This window comes from Streptomyces sp. CC224B, from assembly GCF_030010595.1.
Taxonomy (GTDB): Bacteria; Actinomycetota; Actinomycetes; order Streptomycetales; family Streptomycetaceae; genus Streptomyces; species Streptomyces longispororuber.
Map to the genome: position 1 here is coordinate 50,939 of NZ_JASCXL010000008.1, position 20,644 is coordinate 71,582.

Below are 20,644 nucleotides of genomic sequence, written 5' to 3' on the forward strand. Positions count from 1 at the left end.
CTGACAGGCATCGCCCGAAGGGGCCTTCGGAAGCCTCTGCATTCCCGCGATCCGCCGCCTGTCCCCGCTCTCACCTGCAAGTTTCGGCCGATGCTTAAGGACCTGTTTCCGTGCCGGGCGGACTCCTAGGCTCTTTTCCATCGTGAAGCCACCCGACGGGAGAGTCCCACCATGCTCAACCGAGTTGTGATTGTTGGCGGCGGTACCGCAGGATGGATGACGGCCTCGTACTTCAAGGCCGCGTTCGGCGACCGCATAGACATAACGCTCGTTGAATCAGGAAACGTCGGCACGGTCGGCGTGGGAGAGGCGACCTTCAGCGATATCCGCCACTTCTTCGAGTTCCTCGGACTCAAGGAGAAGGACTGGATGCCGGCGTGCAACGCCACGTACAAACTCGCCGTCCGCTTCGAGGACTGGCGGGAGAAGGGCCACTACTTCTACCACCCCTTCGAGCAGATGCGGTCGGTCAACGGCCTGCCGCTGACGGACTGGTGGCTGCACCAGGGCCCGACGGACCGGTTCGACAAGGACTGCTTCGTGATGGCCTCGGTCATCGACGCCGGGCTCAGCCCCCGCCACCAGGACGGCACCCTCATCGACCAGCCCTTCGACGAGGGCGCCGACGAGATGCACGGCCTGACGATGTCCGAGCACCAGGGCAAGACCCAGTTCCCGTACGCGTACCAGTTCGAGGCCGCCCTCCTCGCCAAGTACCTGACGAAGTACTCCGTGGAGCGCGGCGTCCAGCACATCGTCGACGACGTGCGCCGGGTCAACCTGGACGAGCGCGGCTGGATCTCCGGCGTCACCACCGCCGACCACGGCGACATCACCGGCGATCTGTACATCGACTGCACCGGCTTCCGCGGCCTGCTGCTCAACCAGGCCCTGGAGACCCCCTTCGTCTCGTACCAGGACACGCTGCCCAACGACAGCGCCGTCGCCCTCCAGGTGCCGATGGACATGGAGAAGCGCGGCATCCTGCCGTGCACCACGGCCACCGCGCAGGACGCCGGCTGGATCTGGACGATCCCGCTCCTCGGCCGCGTCGGCACGGGCTATGTGTACGCGAAGGACTACCTCTCCCCCGAGGACGCCGAGCGGACGCTGCGCGAGTTCGTCGGCCCCGCCGCCGCGGACGTGCCCGCCAACCACATCAAGATGCGCATCGGCCGCAGCGAGAACTCCTGGGTGAAGAACTGCGTCGCCATCGGCCTGTCCAGCGGCTTCGTCGAGCCGCTGGAGTCCACCGGCATCTTCTTCATCCACCACGCCATCGAGCAGCTCGCCAAGAACTTCCCCGACGAGGACTGGAGCCCCGTCCGGCGCGACCTCTACAACAGCGCGGTCGCCCACGTCATGGACGGCGTCCGGGAGTTCCTCGTCCTGCACTACGTCGCCGCCAAGCGCAACGACACGCAGTACTGGCGCGACACCAAGACCCGGGCCATCCCCGACTCCCTGGCCGAGCGCATCGAGAAGTGGAAGGTGCAGCTCCCGGACAGCGAGACGGTCTTCCCCTACTACCACGGTCTGCCGCCCTACTCGTACATGTGCGTCATGCTCGGCATGGGCGGCATCGACATGAAGCCGTCCCCCGCGGTCCTGCTGTCCGAACCGACCGCCGCGCAACGCGAGTTCGAGGCCATCAAGGAGAAGACCAAGCACCTCACGTCGGTGCTGCCGAAGGCGTACGACTACTTCTCCCAGCTCGGCTAGGGGCCGCCCCGCCCGCGCCGGGCCGCCCCCCTGCCCGGGGCGGTCCCGCGGGCCCCCCGACCGGCGCCCGGCCGCGCTCCCCCGGCGGCCGGGTGCCACCAGCTCCCCGCCCAGTCAGGTACGCCCCTTTCAGCCAGGAAGGCCTCCTCCCATGAGCGACCCCGCCACACAAGTGGCCGACCACGCCACGCCCGACGGGTTCCGGACCATGATGAGCCGGTTCCCGACCGGCGTCTGCGTGATCACCGCCGTGGACGCCGACGGGCAGCCGCGCGGCATGACCTGCTCCGCCGTGTGCAGCGTCTCCATCGACCCGCCGACCCTCCTCGTGTGCCTACGGGCCGCGAGCCCCACCCTCGACGCCGTCCTCGCCTCCGGCGCCTTCGCGGTGAACCTGCTGCACGAGGGCGCCCAGGACGTGGCCGAGCTGTTCGCCTCCGGCGACCCCGACCGCTTCCTCCGGACCCCCTGGGAGCGGGCGCCCGAGAGCGCCGGCCCCCATCTGGTCCGGGACGCGCACACCGTCGCCGACTGCGACGTGGTCCTGACCCAGCGCATGGGCGACCACGTCACCGTCTTCGGCGAGACCCGCCGGATCACCCAACGCCACCGACAGGAACCGCTGCTGTACGGCCTCAGGCAGTTCCGCTCCTGGTCCAGGACCTGAGGCCGACAGCACCTCGCCGCCCGGCCACCGGGCCCCTCCCTACGAAGGACGCAACCCATGAGCGGGACCACAAGCCCCGACAACCGGCACGTCGTACGACTCGACGCCGTGCGCAAGGTCTACGGCGGGTCGAAGAACCAGGTGACCGCGCTCGACGGCGTGAGCATCGGCCTGGAACGCGGCACCTTCACCGCGGTGATGGGCCCCTCCGGCTCGGGCAAGAGCACCTTCCTGCACTGCGCCGCCGGGCTCGACCGGCCCACCTCCGGGTCCGTACGGCTCGACGGCGTGGAGCTGTCCACCCTCAAGGAGCGCGCGCTGACCAAGCTGCGCCGCGAGCGCATCGGCTTCGTCTTCCAGGCCTTCAACCTGCTGCCCGCGCTCAGCGTGCTCGACAACGTGACGCTGCCGCTGCGGCTCGCGGGCAAGAAGCCCGCCAAGGACACCGTGGAGGAGGTCCTGCGGCGGGTGGGGCTCGGCGGCAAGCAGCACCGCAGGCCCGGCGAGCTCTCCGGGGGCCAGCAGCAGCGCGTGGCCATCGCCCGGGCGCTGATCACCCAGCCCGCCGTCCTCTTCGGCGACGAGCCCACCGGCGCCCTGGACACGCACACCGCCCGCGAGGTGCTCACCCTGCTGCGCGAGGCCGTGCAGTGGGCGGGGCAGACCATCGTGATGGTCACGCACGACCCCGTGGCCGCCGCGCACGCCGACCGCGTCCTGTTCCTCGCCGACGGCCGGCTCGTCAGCTCCCTGGAGGCCCCCACGCCCGACCAGGTCGCCGAGCGCATGACGCACCTCGGGGCGTGGGGCGCCGAGGGCTCCGCCACGGCGGGCACCGGCGGCGCGCCCTCCCCCGGGACCGCCCAGCGCGTGGCCCCCGCCACGGCGGCCGGCTCCACCGGGACCCTCGCCTGGGAGGGACTGCGATGATCCGGATCGCGCTGCGCACGCTGCGCCATCACAAGGCGGGGTTCCTCGCCTCCTTCGTCGCGCTGTTCTTCGGCGCCGCGATCGTGGTCGGCTGCGGCGGGCTGCTGCAGAGCGCCCTGAAGAGCGAGGCGCAGCCGCAGCGGCTCGCCGCCGCGCCGATCGTGGTCAGCGCCGACCAGCGCTACCTGGGCACGCGGAGCGAGGAGCCGTTCGTCGAACGGGTCCCGCTCGACGCCGCGCTGGCCACCCGCCTGAAGTCCCTGCCCGGCGTGCGCTCCACGGTCACCGACGTGTCCTTCCCGGCCGCGCTCGCCACCGACGGCGGCAAGCGGGCCGGAGCCCGGGTCACCGGGCACGGCTGGTCGTCCGCCGCGCTCACGCCGTACAGGATCACGAAGGGGGCCGCGCCCGCCGGGCCCGGCCAGCTCGTCCTGGACGAGCGGCTCGCCCGCCGGGCCGGTCTCGCCCCCGGCGACCGGACCCGGCTCCTGGTGCGCGGCGGTACGCAGGAGTTCCGGGTCACGGGCCTCGCGGCCGCCGACGGCGGCTCCGGCAGTGTGTTCCTCACCGACACCGAGGCGGCCGAGCTCACCGGGCGCCCCGGCAAGGCGGATGTGATCGGCGTGTTCCCGCGGCCCGGCACCGACCCCGGTCAGGTCGCCGCGGCCGTCGAGAAGGCCGTCGGCACCCCGTCCGTGACGGTCCTGACCGGCGCCGAGCGCGGCCGCGCCGAGGACCCGGAGATCGTCTCCGGCGGCGACGACCTGGTCTCGCTCGCCGCGGCGTTCGGCGGCCTCGCCGCCATGGTCACCGTCTTCGTGGTGGCCAGCACGCTGGGCCTCGCCATCCAGCAGCGGCAGCGCGAGATGGCGCTGCTGCGCGCCATCGGCACCACGCCCGGGCAGTTGCGCCGCCTGATCCTGGGCGAGACGGTGCTGCTGACCCTCCTCGCCACGGCCCTGGCGTGCGCCTGCGGGCCGCTGTTCGGCCGCTGGCTGCTCGACGGTTTCGCCTCCGCCGGGGTCGTACCGGACACCATGGAGTTCAGCGCCGGCAGCCTGCCGCTCGTCGCGGGCGCGGCCACGGCCGTGGTCACCGCGGTCGGGGCGGCGCTCATCGCGGCCCGCGGCCCGGCGCGCACCCGCCCCACGGAGGCGCTGGCCGAGGCGGCCGTCGAGCGGCGCTGGTTCAGTTGGCCGCGGCTGGTGCTCGCGCTGGTGTGCCTGGGCGGCGGCACCGCGCTCGCGGTGGTCACGGCGGGCATGGACGGCCCGAAGGCGGCCGGGGCGGCGACCCCCGCGGCGATGGTGTGGACGGCCGGCTTCGGCCTGCTCGGGCCGGTCCTGGCACGCGGCATCACGGCGGGCCTGTCCCGGCCGATGGGCGCGCTCTCCGGGCTCGCGGGACGCCTCGCGACGCTCAACGCGAAGGCCCGCACCGCCCGGTTCGCGGGCGCGGTCATGCCCGTCATGCTGGCCACGGGCCTCGCCATCGCCCTGATCTACATGCAGACCACCAACTCCCGGGGCGCGGAGCGGGCGTTCGACGACAGCCTGCGCGCGGACCTGGCCGTCACCTCCGACGCGGGCGGCCTGCCGCTGGGCATGGTGGACACGGTCAAGCGACAGCCGGGCGTCGCCGCCGCCTCGGCGCAGGTCTCCAGCAGGGGGTACGTCGAGCCCGCGGGAGGCGTGGACCCGGGCGCCGAGGGCGGTGAGGGCGCCGCCGACCCGCCCGAGATGGCGCTCGCCGGCGTCACCCCCGAGGGCATCGGCCGGACCACGGCGTTCCGCGCCACCCAGGGCAGCCTGGACGCGCTGAGCGGCGAGACGGTCGCGCTGCCCACCCGCTACACCGACGGCCACAAGATCGGCGACAAGGTGCCGATGCGGCTCGGCGACGGCAGCCGCGTCAGCCTGGAGCTGGTCGCCACCGTCAAGGGCGAGCGGGGCTACGAGACCGCGCTGCTGCCCGCCGCGCTGCTCGCCCGGCACACCGACTCGGGCCTGGTCCCGAGCATCATGGTGACGGCGGAACCGGGCGTCGACCGGGCGCAGTTGGCGGCCACGCTCACCGCCCTGTCCGAGCGGCAGCCCGGTCTGCGGGTGACCAGCCGGGACACCCTCGCCGCCGCCCAGGCCGAACAGGACGACACCCAGGCGTGGATGGCGTACCTGGTCCTCGGTGTCGTCGTCGGCTACGCGATCATCGCCCTGGTGAACACGCAGGCCCTCGCCACCACCGAGCGCCGCCGCGAGTTCATGCTGCAACGCCTCATCGGCGCGACCCGCCGCCAGGTGATGCAGATGATGGCGATGGAGGCGGCCCTGGTGTCCGTGGCGGGCATCGTCCTCGGCTCGCTGGTGGCGGCCCTGACGCTGGTGCCGCTGAGCATGAGCGTCCTCGGCACCGCGACCCCCGAGGGCTCCCCGTGGATCTTCGTCACGGTGGTCGGCGCGGCCTTCGCCCTCACCCTGGCCACGACGCTGGTCTCCGCCGTGACCGTGCTGCGGAACCGCCCGGTCGAGGCGGTGGGCGTCCGGGAGTAGGGCCCGGCGACGACGAGGGCCCCGGCACGGTGTGTGTGCCGGGGCCTTGGCGTGCGCGGTGCGCGCGGCGGGTGTTACGAGGCGACGGGCTGGGCGGGTATGCCGTCCAGGACGCGCAGGCGGCGCGTGGTCTGACCGCGGCGGCGCCCGCCGTGCTGCGCGGGCGCGGGCGCGGGGTGCCCGGCCATGCCCTTGAGCAGGGCGACGCCGAGCGGAGTGAGGGTGTGCAGGACGGTGTTGCGGATGCGGCGGGTGGTGATCAGGCCGGTCTGGCGGAGCACCGCCGTGTGCTGGCTGGCCCCGGCCGCGGAGATGCCGAGCCGGTCCGCGAGCTGGCTGGTCGTGCAACTGGCCCGCAGCACCTGCAGGGCGGCGGCGCGGGTCTGCCCGACCAGGGCGCCCAGGGACTGCGCGCTCTCCGCGCTCTGCTCGGCCTCCGGCTCGCCCCACAGGGCCGCCGCCTGGTGCACGTCCGGGGGTGTGGCGAAGGCGAGGACGACCGGGCCGTCCTCGGCGAGGCGCCGGGTGACCCGGCCGGCGCGGTGGTTGAGGAAGAGGGAGGGGGTGAGCACCAGGCCGCGGCCGTTGAGGTGGATGTCCTCGTCGGGCCCGTCGTGGATCTCCAGGACCGGCGCCTTCCACGTCATCTTCGAGTGCAGCGTGGCGAGGAGCAGCTCGACACCGCCCGCCATGACGACCCGGCCGCGTGCCTCGCACTCGGCCTCCAGGTAGGTGACGATCCGCTCCCAGTACGGCGCCACGAGGGCCTGCCACAGCGTGGACAGGTCCCCGGTCGCCGCCGGCGGCTGCGACGCCGGGGCCCCGGCGTCCAGGAGGTCGCCGCCGAGGGCCTGGTCGCGGGTGGCGTCGGACCGTTCGATGCCACGCAGTAACGTGTCCAGATCCGGCAGGTCACCGGCCCCCGCGAGCAGTTCCGGGCGCCGGGCGAGCCGCTTGCCGACCTGGCCGCGCCAGCGCGCGAACGGCGCCCCGATGCCCCGGCCGAGCAGCCCGTGGGCGAAGGCCGTCTCGGCGAGCGGGCCCGCGGTGGTCTTGAGCCGGGTCCGTGCGAAATCCGCGGCGGTGAAGTGGATCCGTTGCATGACGATGCCCCCTGTGGCGTCCGCGCAGCCCCGATGCCCCGTGGTCCCGCACGAAAAGAGAAAAGAGAAAAGAGAAAGAGAAGAAGAGAGAGAACGAAGAGAGACGAAGGCCTCAGCGTCCCGGCCGGGCCTGGTGGCGGTCGCCCGTCCGGTGGCGGTCACCCGTCCGCTGGCAGTCGCCTGTCGTGTGCGCGTCGTCCGCCCGGTGGCCGAGGCCCGCCCGTCGGCCGCCGGCCGAGCCGGGGCGGTCGTCCGCCCGATGGCTCCCGCCCGTCCGATGGCTCCCGGCCGCCCGGTGGCTCCCGGCCGCCCGGTGGCCGTCGATCGCCTCGGGGCGGTCGTCCGCCCGGTGGTGTCGGTCGCGGGGTGCGGGCGGGGGCGGGGTCACGCGGATGTGCCGGTGAGCGTCACGAAGACGTCGTCCAGCGTCGGCCTGCGCAGGGCGAAGTCGGCGACCTCGACGCCCTCGTGCCGCAGGGCGAGCGCCGCGCTCGCCAGGCCGCCCATGCCGTCGCTGAGCGGGATGGAGATGAGACCGCCGTCGCGGTCCACGGACGGCTCGTCGGCCGAGACGGAGCGGAGCGCGGTGACCGCCGCGGCCACGCCCTCGGGGCGTGCCACGGATATCTCCAGGCGCTCCTCGCCGACCTTCCGCTTCAGCTCGTCCGGGGTGCCGTCCGCGATGACCCGGCCGGTGTCGATGACCGTGACGCGGTCGGCGAGGTAGTCGGCCTCTTCCAGGTACTGCGTGGTGAGCAGCACGGTGACGCCGTCAGCCACCAGTTCGCGCACGACGGTCCACAGCGCCATGCGGCTCACCGGGTCGAGCCCGGTCGTCGGCTCGTCGAGGAACAGCACGGACGGCGTCGCGACCAGGCACGCGGCCAGGTCGAGCCGTCGCCGCATGCCGCCCGAGTAGGTCCGTGCCGGCCGGTCGGCGGCGTGCGTGAGGTCGAACCGGTGCAGCAGCTCGTCCGCCCGGGTCCGCGCCGCCCGCCTGCCGAGGTGCAGCAGCGTGCCGATGAGGGTCAGGTTCTCCCGGCCGGTGAGGTGCTCGTCGACGGCGGCGTACTGGCCGGCGAGGCCGATGCGGCGGCGCACCTCGCGGGGCTGGCGCACCACGTCGAAGCCGGCCACCTCGGCGCGCCCGCCGTCCGGTTCGAGCAGCGTCGCCAGCATGCGCACGGTCGTCGTCTTGCCCGCGCCGTTCGGCCCGAGCAGCCCGAGGACCGTGCCCTCGGGTACCGCGAGGTCGACGCCGCCGAGCGCTTCGGTCCGCTCGTAGCGCTTGCGCAGACCCTCCGCCTGAATCGCCATGCCCACGACTGCTCCTCAAGTCCCGGTGGACCGCGGTCCGTCAGGCCGCGGCGGGGTCCGTGGCCGCGCGCAGGCTGCGCGGGCGCATGTCCGTCCAGTGCGCCTCGACGTAGGCGAGGGCCTCGTCGCGCGGGCTCTCGGTGAGGGCCACCGTCCAGCCCTCGGGGCGCTCGGCGAACGCGGGCCACAGGGAGTGCTGGCCCTCGTCGTTCACCAGCACGAGGAACGATCCGTCCGGGTCCTCAAAGGGGTTCGACACGTCGCACACTCCGTATCCGGTCGTCAGGGGATCGGGTCTGCTCGACCCGCACCGTCATGGTCGCGGCGCGGCGCTGACAGGGTGCTGACTTGCCGCTGACCCGGGCCGCCCGCGGGGCGGCACCGGGGCGCCCTCAGGATGGCGCCCGGGCGGGCCTCAGCCGTCGAGCTGGCGCCTGGTCGCGGCCACGTCGCACTTGCCGTTGGCGTTGAACACGAAGCGCGGCACGACCCGTATGGACTCCGGGACCAGCGCCGAGGGCAGGGCCGCGGCGAGGGACTTGCGGACCACTTCGGGGAACTCCTCGCCGGCCGGGGCGGGTCCGGTGGTGCGCAGGAGCAGTTCGAGGGTGTCGACCGGGCCGCGGACGATGTCGAAGGCCGCGTCGGCGACACCGGGCACGGCGAGCACGTGGTGCCGCAGCTCGCCCAGCTCGACGCGGTGGCCGTTGACCTTGAGCTGGTCGTCGCGGCGGCCGAGGTAGAGCAGCGCGCCCTCGGGGAGCAGTTCGACCATGTCGCCCGTGCGGTAGGCCCGCCCGGGGGCGCCGCCCAGGTCGCGCTCGTCGAGGAACTTGCCGCCGCCGGAGCGGTCGCCCACGTAGCCGGCGGCGACCGCGCGGCCCGCGATGACGAGTTCGCCGGGGTGTCCGGGGGCCACGGGCCGCAGGTCCTCGTCGACCACGTAGGCGCGGGTGTTCCACGCGGGGCTGCCGATGGGCACCGTCGGCGTCGTGGGCACGCGGGTGGCGTCGAAGGCGTAGGCGCAGCAGCCGATGGTCGTCTCGGTCGGGCCGTAGTGGTTCACCAGGCGTACGCCGTCGAGGCGGGCGGCGAGCGAGGTGACGAGCGCCGGGTCGAGTCCTTCGCCGCCGAACATCAGCAGCCGGGTCGCCCGGTCGTACCGGGGCGGGTCGGCGAGGACGTCGAAGAACCGGGCGTGCGACGGGGTGAGTTTGACGAAGGTGTACCGGTCGTCGCGGGCGCCGAAGAGCGTGGCCTGGTCGTGCAGGCCGGACACCGTCACCACGCGGCTGCCCTGGGCGAGCGGCACCCACAGGGAGGTCATCGCCAGGTCGAAGCCGAGGCTGGCGAAGAGGGGGCTGCCGATGCCCGCGCCGCCGACCAGGTCCCCGCACCAGGACACGTAGTTGGCGAGGGAGCCGTGCGGGACCATGACGCCCTTGGGCGTGCCGGTGGACCCGGAGGTGAAGACGACGTACGCGATGTCCTCCGGCCCCGGCAGCGCCCGCTGCGGGGGCGCGGCCGCCCCGGACGCGCCGGGGTCCGGCGCGCCCTGGGTCAGCTCCCGGACGTCCAGGGCGGGCACGTCCACCGCGGGCAGCAGGCCGGTGCCGGCGGCACCGTCGTGGACGAGGGCGGCGGGGTCGGCGCCCGTGAGGACCGCGGTGGTGCGCTCGCCGGGGTGCGCCGGGTCGATCGGGACGTAGGCGGCGCCGAGGGCCATGATGCCGAGCGCTCCGCCGATCACGCCCGGGGTCCGGTCGGCCCACAGCGCCACGCGGTCGCCGGGCCCGACCCCGGCGTCCTCCAGGGCGGCGGCCACCAGCAGGGCGTCGTGCCAGAGCCGGCGGTAGGTCAGGAGGGTCCCGCCGGACTGCACGGCCACGGCGTCCGGCCGCCGCATCGCGTGCTCCCGCACCAGCGCGACCACCGAGTGGGCCGCGACGCGGCGCACCGCGCCGGAGAGCGAACTGGGGTGTGCCACGGACGAAACCATCGTCACTCCTGTCATCGGGCCGGGACGTCTGTGGCGTCACCGCGCAAGGTGCTGGTCAGCTTCAAGGGGGGCGGGGGCGCGGCCGGCACCACCGCGGGTGCCGCGGCCCCGGGTGCCGGCCGGCCGGATATCCGCTGGAGCTCCGCCGTGACGATGCCGAGCAGGAGCACGTCGACGGCCAGGTCCTGGACCGCGGAGAACTGGTGGATGGTGAAGTTCAGCACCTGGCCCGGCAGCAGGTCGATGAGGATGCCCGCGCGCAGGGCGCGGAAGGCCGTGGCCCGGTCGCGGCGCAGGGTGCGCGCGCCGTACACGTACAGGCCCCAGGTGACGGTCGCGCAGGCCAGGGCCGCCACCAGGGCGTTCCACTCGCGCTCGGCGGCGGGGCCGTCGAGGCCTCCGGCGGCCAGGCGGCCGAGGCGCAGGAAGCCCATCACCAGGGCGAGGACCACGGCGGCCCGGACGACGCCCGCGCGCCCGGCCGCCCCGGCGAAGCGGCGGCCGACCGCGTCCCGGGCGTCGTGCCAGGCGCTGGGCCGGGGCTCACGCGTGGGCAGGGTGTCGAGCGCCCGCAGCAGCGCGCGGTCGGTGTCGCCCGTCGCACCGCGCAGGAGCCGCTGTGCTCGGGCCCGCTCCGCGGTGGTCAGGCCGTCGCCGACGCCGTGCAGGACCAGCTCGGCGGCCTGGGCGGTCCGGGTGGTCGCCGCGCCGGTGCCCTCCGCGGGCCCGGTGCCGTCGTCGGCACGCCAGGCGATGGCGACGAGCACGGCGAAGCTCAGGTAGATCAGGCCGGCCGCGGGTGCGTACAGATAGCCCTCGTTCGAGACCTGTTTGCCGACCTGGTCGATGAACAGGCCGAAGCCGACGCCTCCCACGGTGCTCGCGCCGATCCGCGCCCGCCGCCCGGTCAGCCCGAGCAGGGCGACCTGGCTCGCCGCCATCAGCAGGCCGCCCCACAGCATGTGCGAGATGTGGACGGTCGCGTCCGGGTCCTTGCCGCCGAGCTTGGGGTATCCGGCGAGGGCCAGGAACGCCCGGGTGAGCAGGACGGTGAGAATCCCTGACAGCACGAACAGCCGCAGCGGGTGCGCCGACGTGGCGGACCTGCGGGCGCCGAGGGAGGTCAGTGGCTTCATGGCACCAGCGTGCCGTCCGTCAGGGGGGCGCCGGATCCGGATTCCCCCCCACCCGCCCCGGAGTCGACCCCTACGGGTCCGGTCGAACGGATCACCCGCATGACCTCCGCGCCGAGCGCCGTGCCCGGCCGGGCCAGGTCGAGCGGCAGGTCGAAGTGGTGCCGGTCCGGCACGACCAGGTCCGTGACCGCGGCGCCCGCCGCCCGGGCCCGGCGCACGAACGCGACCTGCTGGCGGTCGAACGCGGTGGTCTCCCGCTCGCCCCGCGCGACGAGGAGCGGTGGCAGCGCGGCGCCTCGGGGCGGCGGCGTGCTCCGTGGCGGCAGCGCCCTCTGCGGCGGCGGCACGCTCTGCGGCGGCGCGGCCTCCGTCGCGGAAGACGGCTCCGCCTGCGGGAGCCGCCGCAGCGGGCTGCACTCCCGTGCCTCCGCCGTGTCCATGCCCAGGGCGTCGTTGACGTAGGTGTGCCGGAGCAGTTCCAGGTCGTAGACCCCGCTGAGCAGCGTGGCCGAAGCGATCGTCCCGGCCGGGCGCGGGCCTGCCCGGCGCCCGGCCTCGGCGTCGAGGAGCGCGGACGCCACCAGGTGTGCTCCGGCGGAGTGGCCGCCGAGGTGCACGGCGGCGGGCGCGCCCGGCAGCGACGCGCGGTGCGCGCAGATCCAGTGCAGGGAGTCGACGGCCGCGGCGGTGAGCTGCCGCATACCGTACGCCGGCGCGAGGCCGTACCCGAGCGCCGCGAACGAGATGCCCGCGGCGACGAAGTCCCTCGCAGCGAAAGCGGCTTCGGCCTTGCTCAGCTCCTGCCAGTAGCCCCCGTGCACGAAGACGAACAGGGGCGCGCCCTCGCCGGGCGCGGGGAAGTAGTCGAACCGCTGCTCCGGCAGCGGGCCGCAGCGCAGGTCCCGGTGGACGGTCAGGGTGGCGCGGGCGCGGGCGCTGTCGGCCGCGTACCGGTCGAGGAAGGCGGAGGGGTCGTCCACGAGGGAGCTCGGGGAGTACTCCCGGTCGAGCTCACGGCGCGCCTCAGGTCCGAGCCGCACCTTCCGCCCCGCCGCAAGGCCGAGCCCCAACTGCCGCCCCGCCTCCGGGTCGAGCCCCAGCTCCCGGCACACCTCCGGGTCGAGCTCTGACTCCCGCCCCGCCTCCAGGCCAAGCTGCAACTCCTGCTCTGCCCCCGGGTCGAGCCCCAACTCCCGTAACTCCTGCTCCGCCTCCAGGTCTAGCCCCAGCTCACGGCGCACCCCGGGATCAACTCCCGGCTCCCGCCCCACATCCGGCTCACCCCCCAGCCCCCGCCCCGCCTCCCCGCTCAAGACGACGCCGCCCAAGCGGTCGGGAAGACCCGGCGCCGGGCCGCGAGCCAGAGGTAGGACGCGCCGTCCGAGCCTGCCGTGCCCGTGGCCCCGCCGAGGAACCGCTCGGCGAGCACGGCGTGCCGCGCGCGCCAGACCGCGAGGGCCTCGTCGAAGTCGATCAGCGCGCCGCGCACCCGCTCGACGGCGGCCGGGTCCGGGCAGCGCTCGGCGAAGTCGCGGTACGCCCCCTCCACGGACCGCTCCTCCAGGCGGGCGCGCAGCCGCGCCCGGTCCTGCTCGGTGAACCCGACCGTGTTCACGAAGCGCGCGTCCCGCAGTCCGCAGAGGTACTCGACCTCGCGGAACTGCGCGGACTGGAACCCGCTCGCCGAGCCCAGTTCCGTGCGGATGGCGTCGAACGCCGCGGGACTCAGCGTCGCGAGCCCGTCGAACTGGCCGGTCAGCGTGGCCACGATGCGGGGCAGGGGCGCTATGCGGCGCGCCGCCAGCGGGCCGTCATCCGCGTCGAGCGCCGTGCGCGCGGCCTCCAGGTGGCGCAGCATGACGGCGAAGAAGATCTCGCACGACTGGTGCGTGGCCAGGAACAGCACGCTGTCCACGTCCTCGTCGTGCACGCGCGCGCTGCCGAGGAGATCGTCGAGTTGCAGTATCTCCCCATAGGAGGGAGCGAGGGCTTGGCCGTTCACAACGGACCCCTTTTCCCGCAGACGCGGTGAGGGTCTGCGCGTACGGATGGCTTCGTCACGAGGCTAACCAGGGCGAACGCCGCCGACATCGTCATCAAGCGCACACTTAAAAGCGCACATCAACACGGAACACAGCCACCACCCAGCCCGCACCCGACCACCCAGCCCGCACCCAACCAGCACCCCGGCCAACCAGCCCGCAGCCCGCGGCCCGCACCCAGCCAGCCCACCCCACCGCACAGGACCACCAGATGCCGCTCAGCCAACCGCCCGGCACCCCCGCCGACGCGCGGCCCACCGCCCCCGGCACCCCCGCCCCCGCCCACACCCCCGCCACCCCGCGGAACCGCACACTCCGCACCGCCACCACCGCCATCACCGCCGCCCCGGCCGTCGCACTCGCCCTCACCGCCGCCCTCCTCACCGGCTGCTCCGGCAACGGCGACGGCCCGTCCTCCGGGGACCGGAGCCACAAGGAGAAGGCCATGGAGAAGGCCATGGAGAAGGCCAAGGAGAAGGCTGCCGGAACCGGCGAGCAGGACCGCCCCGCCCCTCGCCTGCCCCGCCCCCACACCCCGTTCGACTACCAACTGGGCGGCGCCTACGACCCGCCCGCCGGTGTCCGGGCCGTCTCCCGCGACCGTGCGGCGAAGCCCGTACCCGGTCGCTACAACATCTGCTACGTCAACGCCTTCCAGGCCCAGCCGGGCCGTGCCGCCACGAAGTGGTGGCAGGAGAAGCACCCCGAGCTGCTCCTGCGCGACCCCGACGGCGACCTGGTCATCGACCAGGACTGGAACGAGCCGCTCTTCGACATCTCCACCGCCGCCAAGCGGAAGGCGCTGCTCAAGGTCGTCGGCCCCTGGATCGACGGCTGCGCCCGCTCCGGGTTCGACGCCGTGGAGCCCGACAACCTCGACTCGTACACGCGCTCCGACGGCGAGCTCGACGCCGCCGACGGCCAGGCCTTCGCGCGCCTCCTCGCGCGCCGCGCCCACGACCGGGGACTCGCCGTCGGCCAGAAGAACACCACGGAGTTCCTGGACAAGGACCTCGGGTTCGACTTCGCCGTCGTGGAGGAGTGCGGGCAGTACGACGAGTGCGGGCCGTACGTGAAGGCGTACGACGGGAGGGTCTTCGACATCGAGTACGAGAAGGAGGGGTACGAGGCCGCCTGCCGCCGCTGGCACGGCAAGCTGTCCGTCATCCTGCGCGACCGCGACGTGCGCCCCGCCGGAGAGGACGGCTACGTCTACCGGCGCTGCTGACACACCGGCCGCCCCACCCGGGCAACGGCGTCAGGACAGGACCACGGTGTCCATGACGACCGCCGCCACCAGGCCGCAGCCCAGCAGATAGCTGCCGAGCCTAGTCCGGCCGCGCCGACTCAGCTCGACGACCAGGCCGCAGAGGACGAGCAGCAGCCCGTACACGCCCACCACGAGGACGGACGACCGGCTGGCGAGCCGGGCCCCGAGCAGGACGGCCGCCACCGCCATGCCGGCGGAGGCCGCGACGACGCGCAGCCGCCGGGCCTGGCGCGGTGTGCGGGGCCTCCGCTCCGGCGGGGCCGGGTCAGACACGCTCATGGCGGGCGATCGTAGTCGATCCGCGTGTCGCCGATGCGGACACGTCAAGGCGGCGAGGGCACCGGTCGGGGCCCCGCCCCGGCGGGCGGCGCGGCTCAACTCCGCAGGTACGCCAGCACGGCCAGCACCCGCCGGTGGGTGCCCTCGGCCGGGGGCAGGTCGAGCTTGCCGAGGATGTTGCCGATGTGCTTGCCGACGGCCGCCTCGGTGACGACGAGTTCGGCGGCGATCGCGGCGTTCGACCGGCCCTCGGCGACGAGCGCGAGCACCTCGCGCTCGCGCGGCGTCAGCCGCTCCAGCGGGTCGCGCCTGCGCCGCAGCAACTGCCGTACGACTTCGGGGTCGACGACGGTGCCGCCCGCGGCGACCCGCGCGAAGGCGTCCACGAACTGCTCGACCTGCCCGATCCGGTCCTTGAGGAGGTATCCGACCCCGCCGCCGTCGCCGCTGTCCAGCAACTCCGCGGCGTACGACCGCTGTACGTACTGGCTGAGCACGAGCACCGGCAGGCCGGGGCGCCGGGCGCGCAGGGCGAGCGCGGCGCGCAGCCCCTCGTCCTGGAAGGCGGGCGGCATCCGCACGTCGGTGACGACGACGTCGGGCGCGTGCGCCGTCACGGCCTCGCGCAGCGCGTCCGCGTCGCCGACCGCCGCGACCACCTCGTGGCCGAACCGGTGGAGTACGCCGACGAGGCCCTCGCGCAGCAGCACGCTGTCCTCGGCGAGCACTACGCGGCAGGGGCGGGACGGCACGGGATCTCCAGGGTCAGGACGGTGGGGCCGCCGGGCGGGCTGGTGACGGTCAGTGTGCCATCGAGGACGGCGAGGCGGTCGGCGAGCCCGGTCAGGCCGGTGCCGCGCGCGGGGTCGGCGCCGCCGCGCCCGTCGTCGCTGACCCGCACGCGCAGGGCGCCGTCCGCGTACCGGGCGTGGACGGCGGCCCGGGTGGCGCCGCTGTGCCGGGCGACGTTGGCGAGGGCCTCGCGGACGGCGAAGTACCCGGCGGACTCGACCGGTTCGGGCAGCCGGGGCAGCTCGGCGTCGGTGTCCACCGGCACCGGCGAGCGGTCGGCGGCGTCCTCGACGGCGGCGGTGAGGCCGTAGTCGGCGAGGACCTGCGGGCGGATGCCGTGGATCAGCTCCCGCAGCTCGCCGAGGACCGCGTCGGCCTCCGCCTGGGCGGTGGCGAGGCGCTCGGCGAGCGGACCGCCGGGCCCGGCGTCGAGGCGGGCGAGGCCGAGGGCCATGCTCAGGGCGACGAGCCGCTGCTGCGCCCCGTCGTGCAGGTCCCGTTCCACCCTGCGGCGTTCGGCCTCGAAGGCGGCGACGAGCCGGGCCCGGGAGCGGGTCACCTCGGCGAGCCGCGCCTCCGTCTCGGCCTCGCGCGGGGCGAGCAGCCGCCGGGTGACGGCGGCGCGCGCGGCGGCGTACGCGGCGAGCGGGTACGCCAGGGCGGCCAGCAGGACCAGGCCGACGACGGCCGTGCCGCAGGCCTCCGGCCAGGTGTCCACCAGCCACACCTTCGCGGGCCGGACGCCGCCCCCGCCGGGCCCGCCCGCGAGGGCCAGGTGGGCGGGCGCGACGGCCAGGAGGAGGGGCAGCCCCAGGGTGCAGGCGGCCACGGCCAGGTCCAGGGGCCACAGGACGACCGCCATCAGAACGGTGTACGCCAGCTCGCGCCAGGTCGCCTGCTCGCGCCCGCGCAGCCGCAGCCAGGCCGCGAGGCCGGGGACGTCCGGGGTGCGGTGCGGGGTGGGGGCGGGTTCCGCGAGGACGAGCCGCGTCCGGCGGCGCTCCAGCGCCCCGACGGGCACGCCCGCGAGGGCGAGCAGGCCGAGCAGTGGCAGGCCCACGACGACGACGCTGGCCGCGAGCCCCAGGGCGAGGCCGCCGGCCAGTGCCACCAGCAGGGGTATCCCGAGGACGGCCCCCGAGACGACGTACGCGCCGCCCCGCCAGGCCCGCCGCAGCGCGCCGGGCCACGGGGGGCCGGTGCGGGCGGCGTTCTCGCGCAGGTCCATGACGCGGCACGGTAACCGGCCCCCCGGCCGCGCCGGAGCGCGCCCCCGTGGCACGCCCTACGGCACCTCGGGGCCGGACTCCTCCCACGGCGCTCCGCCGGAGGCGGGGTCGCCCCACGGCTGCTCGGCGTCGGGGGCGTCCACGTCGTGGGAGCCGCCCGAGGTCACGGTTCCCGTCAGGGAGGCGAGGACGCCGACGAGCATCAGGCCCAGGAAGCAGAGGGCCGCGGCGGTGCCCGCCGTGGTCCGCAGCGGGCGGGGTGCGCGCGCGGTCGCCCGCTCGGGGCGTCCGGCGGCGTAGTACACGGTCACGACGTCGCCCGCGACGGTGGTCGACGGGCCGTTCCGCTCGTCGAAGCGGACCACGTCGCCGTCGTGGGTGGTGAACTCGTAGACGTGGTGCAAGGTCGTGGACACCCGGCCGTGGCTGCCGCCGTGGCTGGACGTGGTCGTGTACGCGCGCAGGCAGCGCGCCGGTGCGGTCAGGCCGCTGCGCCAGGCCTGCCGCAGGTCCCCCGAGCGCCTGACCGCCGCGACCGCCACGACGACGACGGCGGCGGCCAGGGCGAGCGGTATGGCGAGGGAGAAGAGGAGGGGCAGGACGTGGAGCGGGTTACCCATGGCGTTCCCCCGAGGTTCCGCGTATGCCGCCGTGGTCACGGCGGCATACGCGGAACCTACCCGGCGAGGACCACCAGATCCTCAGGGGAACCTCAGAACTGGACGTCGGAGCAGGCGTAGAACGCGTTCGCCGTGTCCGCGACCGTCCAGACAGCCACGATCACGTGGTGACCGCTGCGGCCGCCGGGGATCGTGCCGCTGTGCGACAGGGTCGCGGGCGGCTGCTGGCTGTTGTACGGGACGGTGAGGAACGGCTGGGTGTCGAGCGCGGCCCTCGTGATGGGCTGGCTCTCGTTCCAGCCCGGCTTGGTGATGTAGTAGCGGAAGTCGGTGGTGCGGTGGCGCGCGGTGAACTGCCAGCGGAAGGTGTAGTTCTGGCCGGCCGACACCTTCGTCGTGGGCCAGGCACCGCCGTTGGGCTTCGTCGGCTTGTCGAGCGAGCTGAAGCCGGCGATCCCCGCGGAACATATCTTTCCGTCGGCCGGGCCGCCCGCCGGGAAGCCCTTGGGGCCCTCGACGCTCTGCGGCTCGTACTGGATCGACCCGCAGCCGGTCACCACGCCCTTGGCGCAGTTGATCTGGCGGCTGGCGGGCAGGTCGGTGTAGCCATGGCTGCTGGCGCCGCCGGTCGAGAGCACGAAGGCCCCGACCGTCGCCATCCCGAGCATGGCGGCGGACATCTTCTTTCGCATGCTGCTGCTCCTGGAGAACGTGGGGGAGTTCTGTGAGCCGTGCGCGCGGCGGCGGTTGTCTTGGGGTGGTGCGGTGGTGCGGGCCCGTTCGAGGTGGCACCGGACGCTGCCGCCCGGTGCCGGTCGTGCTGAAGTGCCTGTTCCTGCCGTGGTGTTGCTTCGCAGTGTGACGTGTGATGCTCACCGTGTGGAACGACACGCGAGTGGGGGTCGCGGTGTCTGACTCTGTGGGGAAGTGCGGTCTAGACCAAGTCCTAGATTATGGCCGGTACTTGAACATGTCCATACCAATCGTGGAGAGGATCCGATCGCACCGGCCCCGCGAGGCCTCCACGAGTTCACCGTTCGGGCCGTCGTTGCCGACGACCCACGCCCGCGCCTCGTCCGGGGCGCGGCCGCCCGCCGCATGCCGCTCCACCAGCCGTTCGTACCGCACCGCGCCGGGCGCCTCCACGTACCAGCACGCCGCCATCAGCTCCCGCGCGTCCCGCCAGCCGGGCAGGTCGCAGGCCAGGTAGTTCCCCTCGGTCACCACCAGCCGGACCCCGGGCGCGACGACGTGCCGCGCGGCGACCGGCTCGTGCAGCGTCCGGTCGTAGTCCGGTACGTAGACGTCGCGCCCGGTGTCGCCCAGGACCCGGCGCAGCAGGGCCACGTAGCCGTGGACGTCGAAGCTCGGCTCGGAGCCCTTGCGGGAGGCGAGGCCGAGCCGGTCGAGCTGGGCGTTGGAGAGGTGGAAGCCGTCGAGCGGCAGATACGCGGCGCCCGCGCCGAGCTCGGCGACCAGGGCCCGCGCCAGCGTGGACTTCCCGGCACCGGGCGGCCCCGCGAGCCCGAGGAGGACCCGACCGGGCGCGGGGGCGGCATCGGACGCGGCGCCGGTCAGCCGCCAGGCGTCCGCGGCGAGGTCCGCGAGGTCCGGCACCTCCGCCACATCCATCACATCCGTCACGTCCTCCACGTCCGCCGGGGCCGGCGGGGGCGGCGGGGGCGATGGAGACGGTGGGGACGGCTGGGACGCCTGGTCTGGACCGGTGGAACCAGCTGGGCTCCGCATGTGTACGTGATCAGCGTTGGCCATGCCCCCTATGGAACGCCACCGCCACCTTCCCCGGGCCCCGGGCCCCGGGCAGGGCCCCACTACGGACCGTAAGCACTGAGCCGACTCCGCGTAGGCACACAGACCCTGCGACGCACGTCACATCCACTGGAATCCGCCGTACGCCCGGCCACCCCGCCCCTCCGCGCGGCCGGGTGGTCAGGAGCACCCTCCGACGTCCGGTAGAGTTATCCAGGTCAGCAGGCGCCGCTAGCTCAGTTGGTTAGAGCAGCTGACTCTTAATCAGCGGGTCCGGGGTTCGAGTCCCTGGCGGCGCACCGACAGCGAAGGCCCTCCGTTCCGACGGAGGGCCTTTTCGCTGTGCCCCACCGGACGGCACCCAGCCCGGAGGGGCACCCACACACAGCGCGACACCCACACACGGCGCGACACCCACACCCGCCCCGGCCCCTCCCCGCAGCCCACCCCCCATCTCCCCGGCGTCTCCCTGTCGACAAAGGCGACCGCTACGGTTGCGCCATGGCGCGGGACATCCAGGAGCGGATCAAGAAGCTCATCATCGACCAGCGGCTGCCCTCCGGCTCCGTGCTGCCCACCGAGCCGGAGCTGATGGAGCGCCTCGGCGTGAGCCGGAACTCGGTGCGCGAGGCGCTCAAGGCGCTCCAGGCCATGGGCATCGTCGAGATCCGCCACGGCTTCGGCACCTACGTCGGGCCGATGTCGATGGCCCCGATGATCGAGGGCCTCACCTTCCGCACCGTCGCGGGCCACTACCGCGGCGAGGACAGCCTGCTCCAGCTCCTGGAGCTGCGCGAGGCCGTCGAGACCGGGCTCATCGCGCGCCTCGCGGGCTCGCTGCCGCCCGCCGACCTGGCCGAACTCGACGCCCTCGTGGACCGCATGGACGCCGAGGCCGCCGGGCCCGGCGGCGAGGTGCGGGCCGAGACCGACCGCGCGTTTCACGCCACGCTCTACCGCTGCCTCGGCAACCAGCTCCTCGGCGAGGTCCTGGAGGCCTTCTGGGACGCCTTCCACAAGGTCCGCACCGACCTCGTCGACGTACCGCAGGACCCGAGGGTCACCTGCCGGCAGCACCGCGAGATCCTCGACGCGGTGCGCTCCTCGGACGTCGTACGGGCCGAGCGCGCCATACGCGAGCACTTCGGCAACATTCGTACCCGTTTGAGCGCCCCCGCCACAGCAGCGGTCCCCCGCCCCACATATGACCGGTAAGGCG

The 20,644-nt window shown here is 74.3% G+C and carries 18 protein-coding genes, 1 tRNA gene and 1 pseudogene; 7 read left to right on the top strand and 13 right to left on the bottom strand.

The features are described from left to right. Positions 1–171: 171 nt before the first annotated feature. The 4 genes from QK440_RS05195 to QK440_RS05210 all read left to right on the top strand — a co-directional run bounded on the left by QK440_RS05195 (position 172) and on the right by QK440_RS05210 (position 5,868). Positions 172–1,722, top strand: coding sequence for a tryptophan halogenase family protein (locus QK440_RS05195; RefSeq protein ID WP_282791761.1), 1,551 nt, complete (start codon positions 172–174; stop codon positions 1,720–1,722). Positions 1,723–1,873: 151 nt separating this feature from the next. Then, positions 1,874–2,389: a flavin reductase family protein gene (locus tag QK440_RS05200; RefSeq protein WP_282791762.1), complete on the top strand. Its 516-nt coding sequence runs from the start codon at positions 1,874–1,876 to the stop codon at positions 2,387–2,389. 57 nt (positions 2,390–2,446) lie between these two features. After that, positions 2,447–3,319, top strand: coding sequence for an ABC transporter ATP-binding protein (locus QK440_RS05205; protein WP_282791763.1), 873 nt, complete (start codon positions 2,447–2,449; stop codon positions 3,317–3,319). Next, positions 3,316–5,868 (top strand): ABC transporter permease, encoded by a 2,553-nt coding sequence (locus QK440_RS05210; protein WP_282791764.1) that lies wholly within the window; start codon positions 3,316–3,318, stop codon positions 5,866–5,868. The genes QK440_RS05205 and QK440_RS05210 overlap by 4 nt, the downstream gene beginning before the upstream one ends. Before the next feature lie 74 nt (positions 5,869–5,942). Here QK440_RS05210 and QK440_RS05215 read toward each other — a convergent pair whose 3' ends face one another. The 7 genes from QK440_RS05215 to QK440_RS05245 form a co-directional block, all read right to left on the bottom strand. Continuing rightward, complete coding sequence (locus QK440_RS05215) at positions 5,943–6,971, bottom strand: winged helix-turn-helix domain-containing protein (protein WP_282791765.1); 1,029 nt, start codon at positions 6,969–6,971, stop codon at positions 5,943–5,945. Positions 6,972–7,355: 384 nt separating this feature from the next. Further along, positions 7,356–8,288: an ATP-binding cassette domain-containing protein gene (locus QK440_RS05220; protein ID WP_282791766.1), complete on the bottom strand. Its 933-nt coding sequence runs from the start codon at positions 8,286–8,288 to the stop codon at positions 7,356–7,358. Between the two features lie 40 nt (positions 8,289–8,328). Next, complete coding sequence (locus tag QK440_RS05225; protein ID WP_190136701.1) at positions 8,329–8,547, bottom strand: MbtH family protein; 219 nt, start codon at positions 8,545–8,547, stop codon at positions 8,329–8,331. A gap of 156 nt (positions 8,548–8,703) precedes the next feature. Next, complete coding sequence (locus tag QK440_RS05230) at positions 8,704–10,275, bottom strand: amino acid adenylation domain-containing protein (protein ID WP_282791767.1); 1,572 nt, start codon at positions 10,273–10,275, stop codon at positions 8,704–8,706. A 23-nt stretch (positions 10,276–10,298) separates the two neighbouring features. Then, on the bottom strand, positions 10,299–11,423 hold the full coding sequence (locus QK440_RS05235) for a hypothetical protein (RefSeq protein WP_282791768.1): 1,125 nt from the start codon (positions 11,421–11,423) through the stop codon (positions 10,299–10,301). After that, positions 11,420–12,664 carry an alpha/beta hydrolase gene (locus QK440_RS05240; protein WP_282791769.1) on the bottom strand — a complete coding sequence of 415 codons (1,245 nt, stop codon included), beginning with the start codon at positions 12,662–12,664 and terminating at the stop codon, positions 11,420–11,422. The genes QK440_RS05235 and QK440_RS05240 overlap by 4 nt, the downstream gene beginning before the upstream one ends. A 68-nt stretch (positions 12,665–12,732) precedes the next feature. After that, the gene (locus QK440_RS05245) at positions 12,733–13,425 is read right to left on the bottom strand and encodes a tryptophan 2,3-dioxygenase family protein (protein ID WP_282791770.1); all 693 of its coding nucleotides are present in this window, start codon (positions 13,423–13,425) and stop codon (positions 12,733–12,735) included. Between the two features lie 251 nt (positions 13,426–13,676). Between QK440_RS05245 and QK440_RS05250 the strand changes: the two genes are divergently transcribed. Further along, complete coding sequence (locus QK440_RS05250; protein ID WP_282791771.1) at positions 13,677–14,693, top strand: endo alpha-1,4 polygalactosaminidase; 1,017 nt, start codon at positions 13,677–13,679, stop codon at positions 14,691–14,693. 30 nt (positions 14,694–14,723) lie between these two features. On the opposite strand, the pseudogene QK440_RS05255 reads toward QK440_RS05250, so the two are convergent. The 6 genes and pseudogenes from QK440_RS05255 to QK440_RS05280 form a co-directional block, all read right to left on the bottom strand. Further along, a pseudogene (locus QK440_RS05255) lies at positions 14,724–14,972 on the bottom strand (hypothetical protein); the annotation flags it as partial. A 137-nt stretch (positions 14,973–15,109) separates the two neighbouring features. Continuing rightward, positions 15,110–15,742 (bottom strand): response regulator transcription factor, encoded by a 633-nt coding sequence (locus QK440_RS05260; protein WP_282791822.1) that lies wholly within the window; start codon positions 15,740–15,742, stop codon positions 15,110–15,112. Next, entirely contained in the window at positions 15,742–17,034 is a 1,293-nt protein-coding gene (locus tag QK440_RS05265) for a sensor histidine kinase (RefSeq protein ID WP_282791772.1), read from the bottom strand. The genes QK440_RS05260 and QK440_RS05265 overlap by 1 nt, the downstream gene beginning before the upstream one ends. Positions 17,035–17,091: 57 nt before the next feature. Next, on the bottom strand, positions 17,092–17,655 hold the full coding sequence (locus QK440_RS05270; protein ID WP_282791773.1) for a DUF3592 domain-containing protein: 564 nt from the start codon (positions 17,653–17,655) through the stop codon (positions 17,092–17,094). A 92-nt stretch (positions 17,656–17,747) separates the two neighbouring features. Continuing rightward, positions 17,748–18,347: a lytic polysaccharide monooxygenase gene (locus tag QK440_RS05275; RefSeq protein ID WP_282791774.1), complete on the bottom strand. Its 600-nt coding sequence runs from the start codon at positions 18,345–18,347 to the stop codon at positions 17,748–17,750. A 259-nt stretch (positions 18,348–18,606) separates the two neighbouring features. After that, entirely contained in the window at positions 18,607–19,299 is a 693-nt protein-coding gene (locus tag QK440_RS05280) for a nucleoside/nucleotide kinase family protein (protein WP_282791775.1), read from the bottom strand. A gap of 351 nt (positions 19,300–19,650) precedes the next feature. Here QK440_RS05280 and QK440_RS05285 point away from each other — a divergent pair. Next, positions 19,651–19,724: transfer RNA gene (locus QK440_RS05285), tRNA-Lys, on the top strand. A 202-nt stretch (positions 19,725–19,926) separates the two neighbouring features. Further along, positions 19,927–20,640 carry a FadR/GntR family transcriptional regulator gene (locus QK440_RS05290; RefSeq protein WP_282791776.1) on the top strand — a complete coding sequence of 238 codons (714 nt, stop codon included), beginning with the start codon at positions 19,927–19,929 and terminating at the stop codon, positions 20,638–20,640. Positions 20,641–20,644 lie beyond the last annotated feature (4 nt).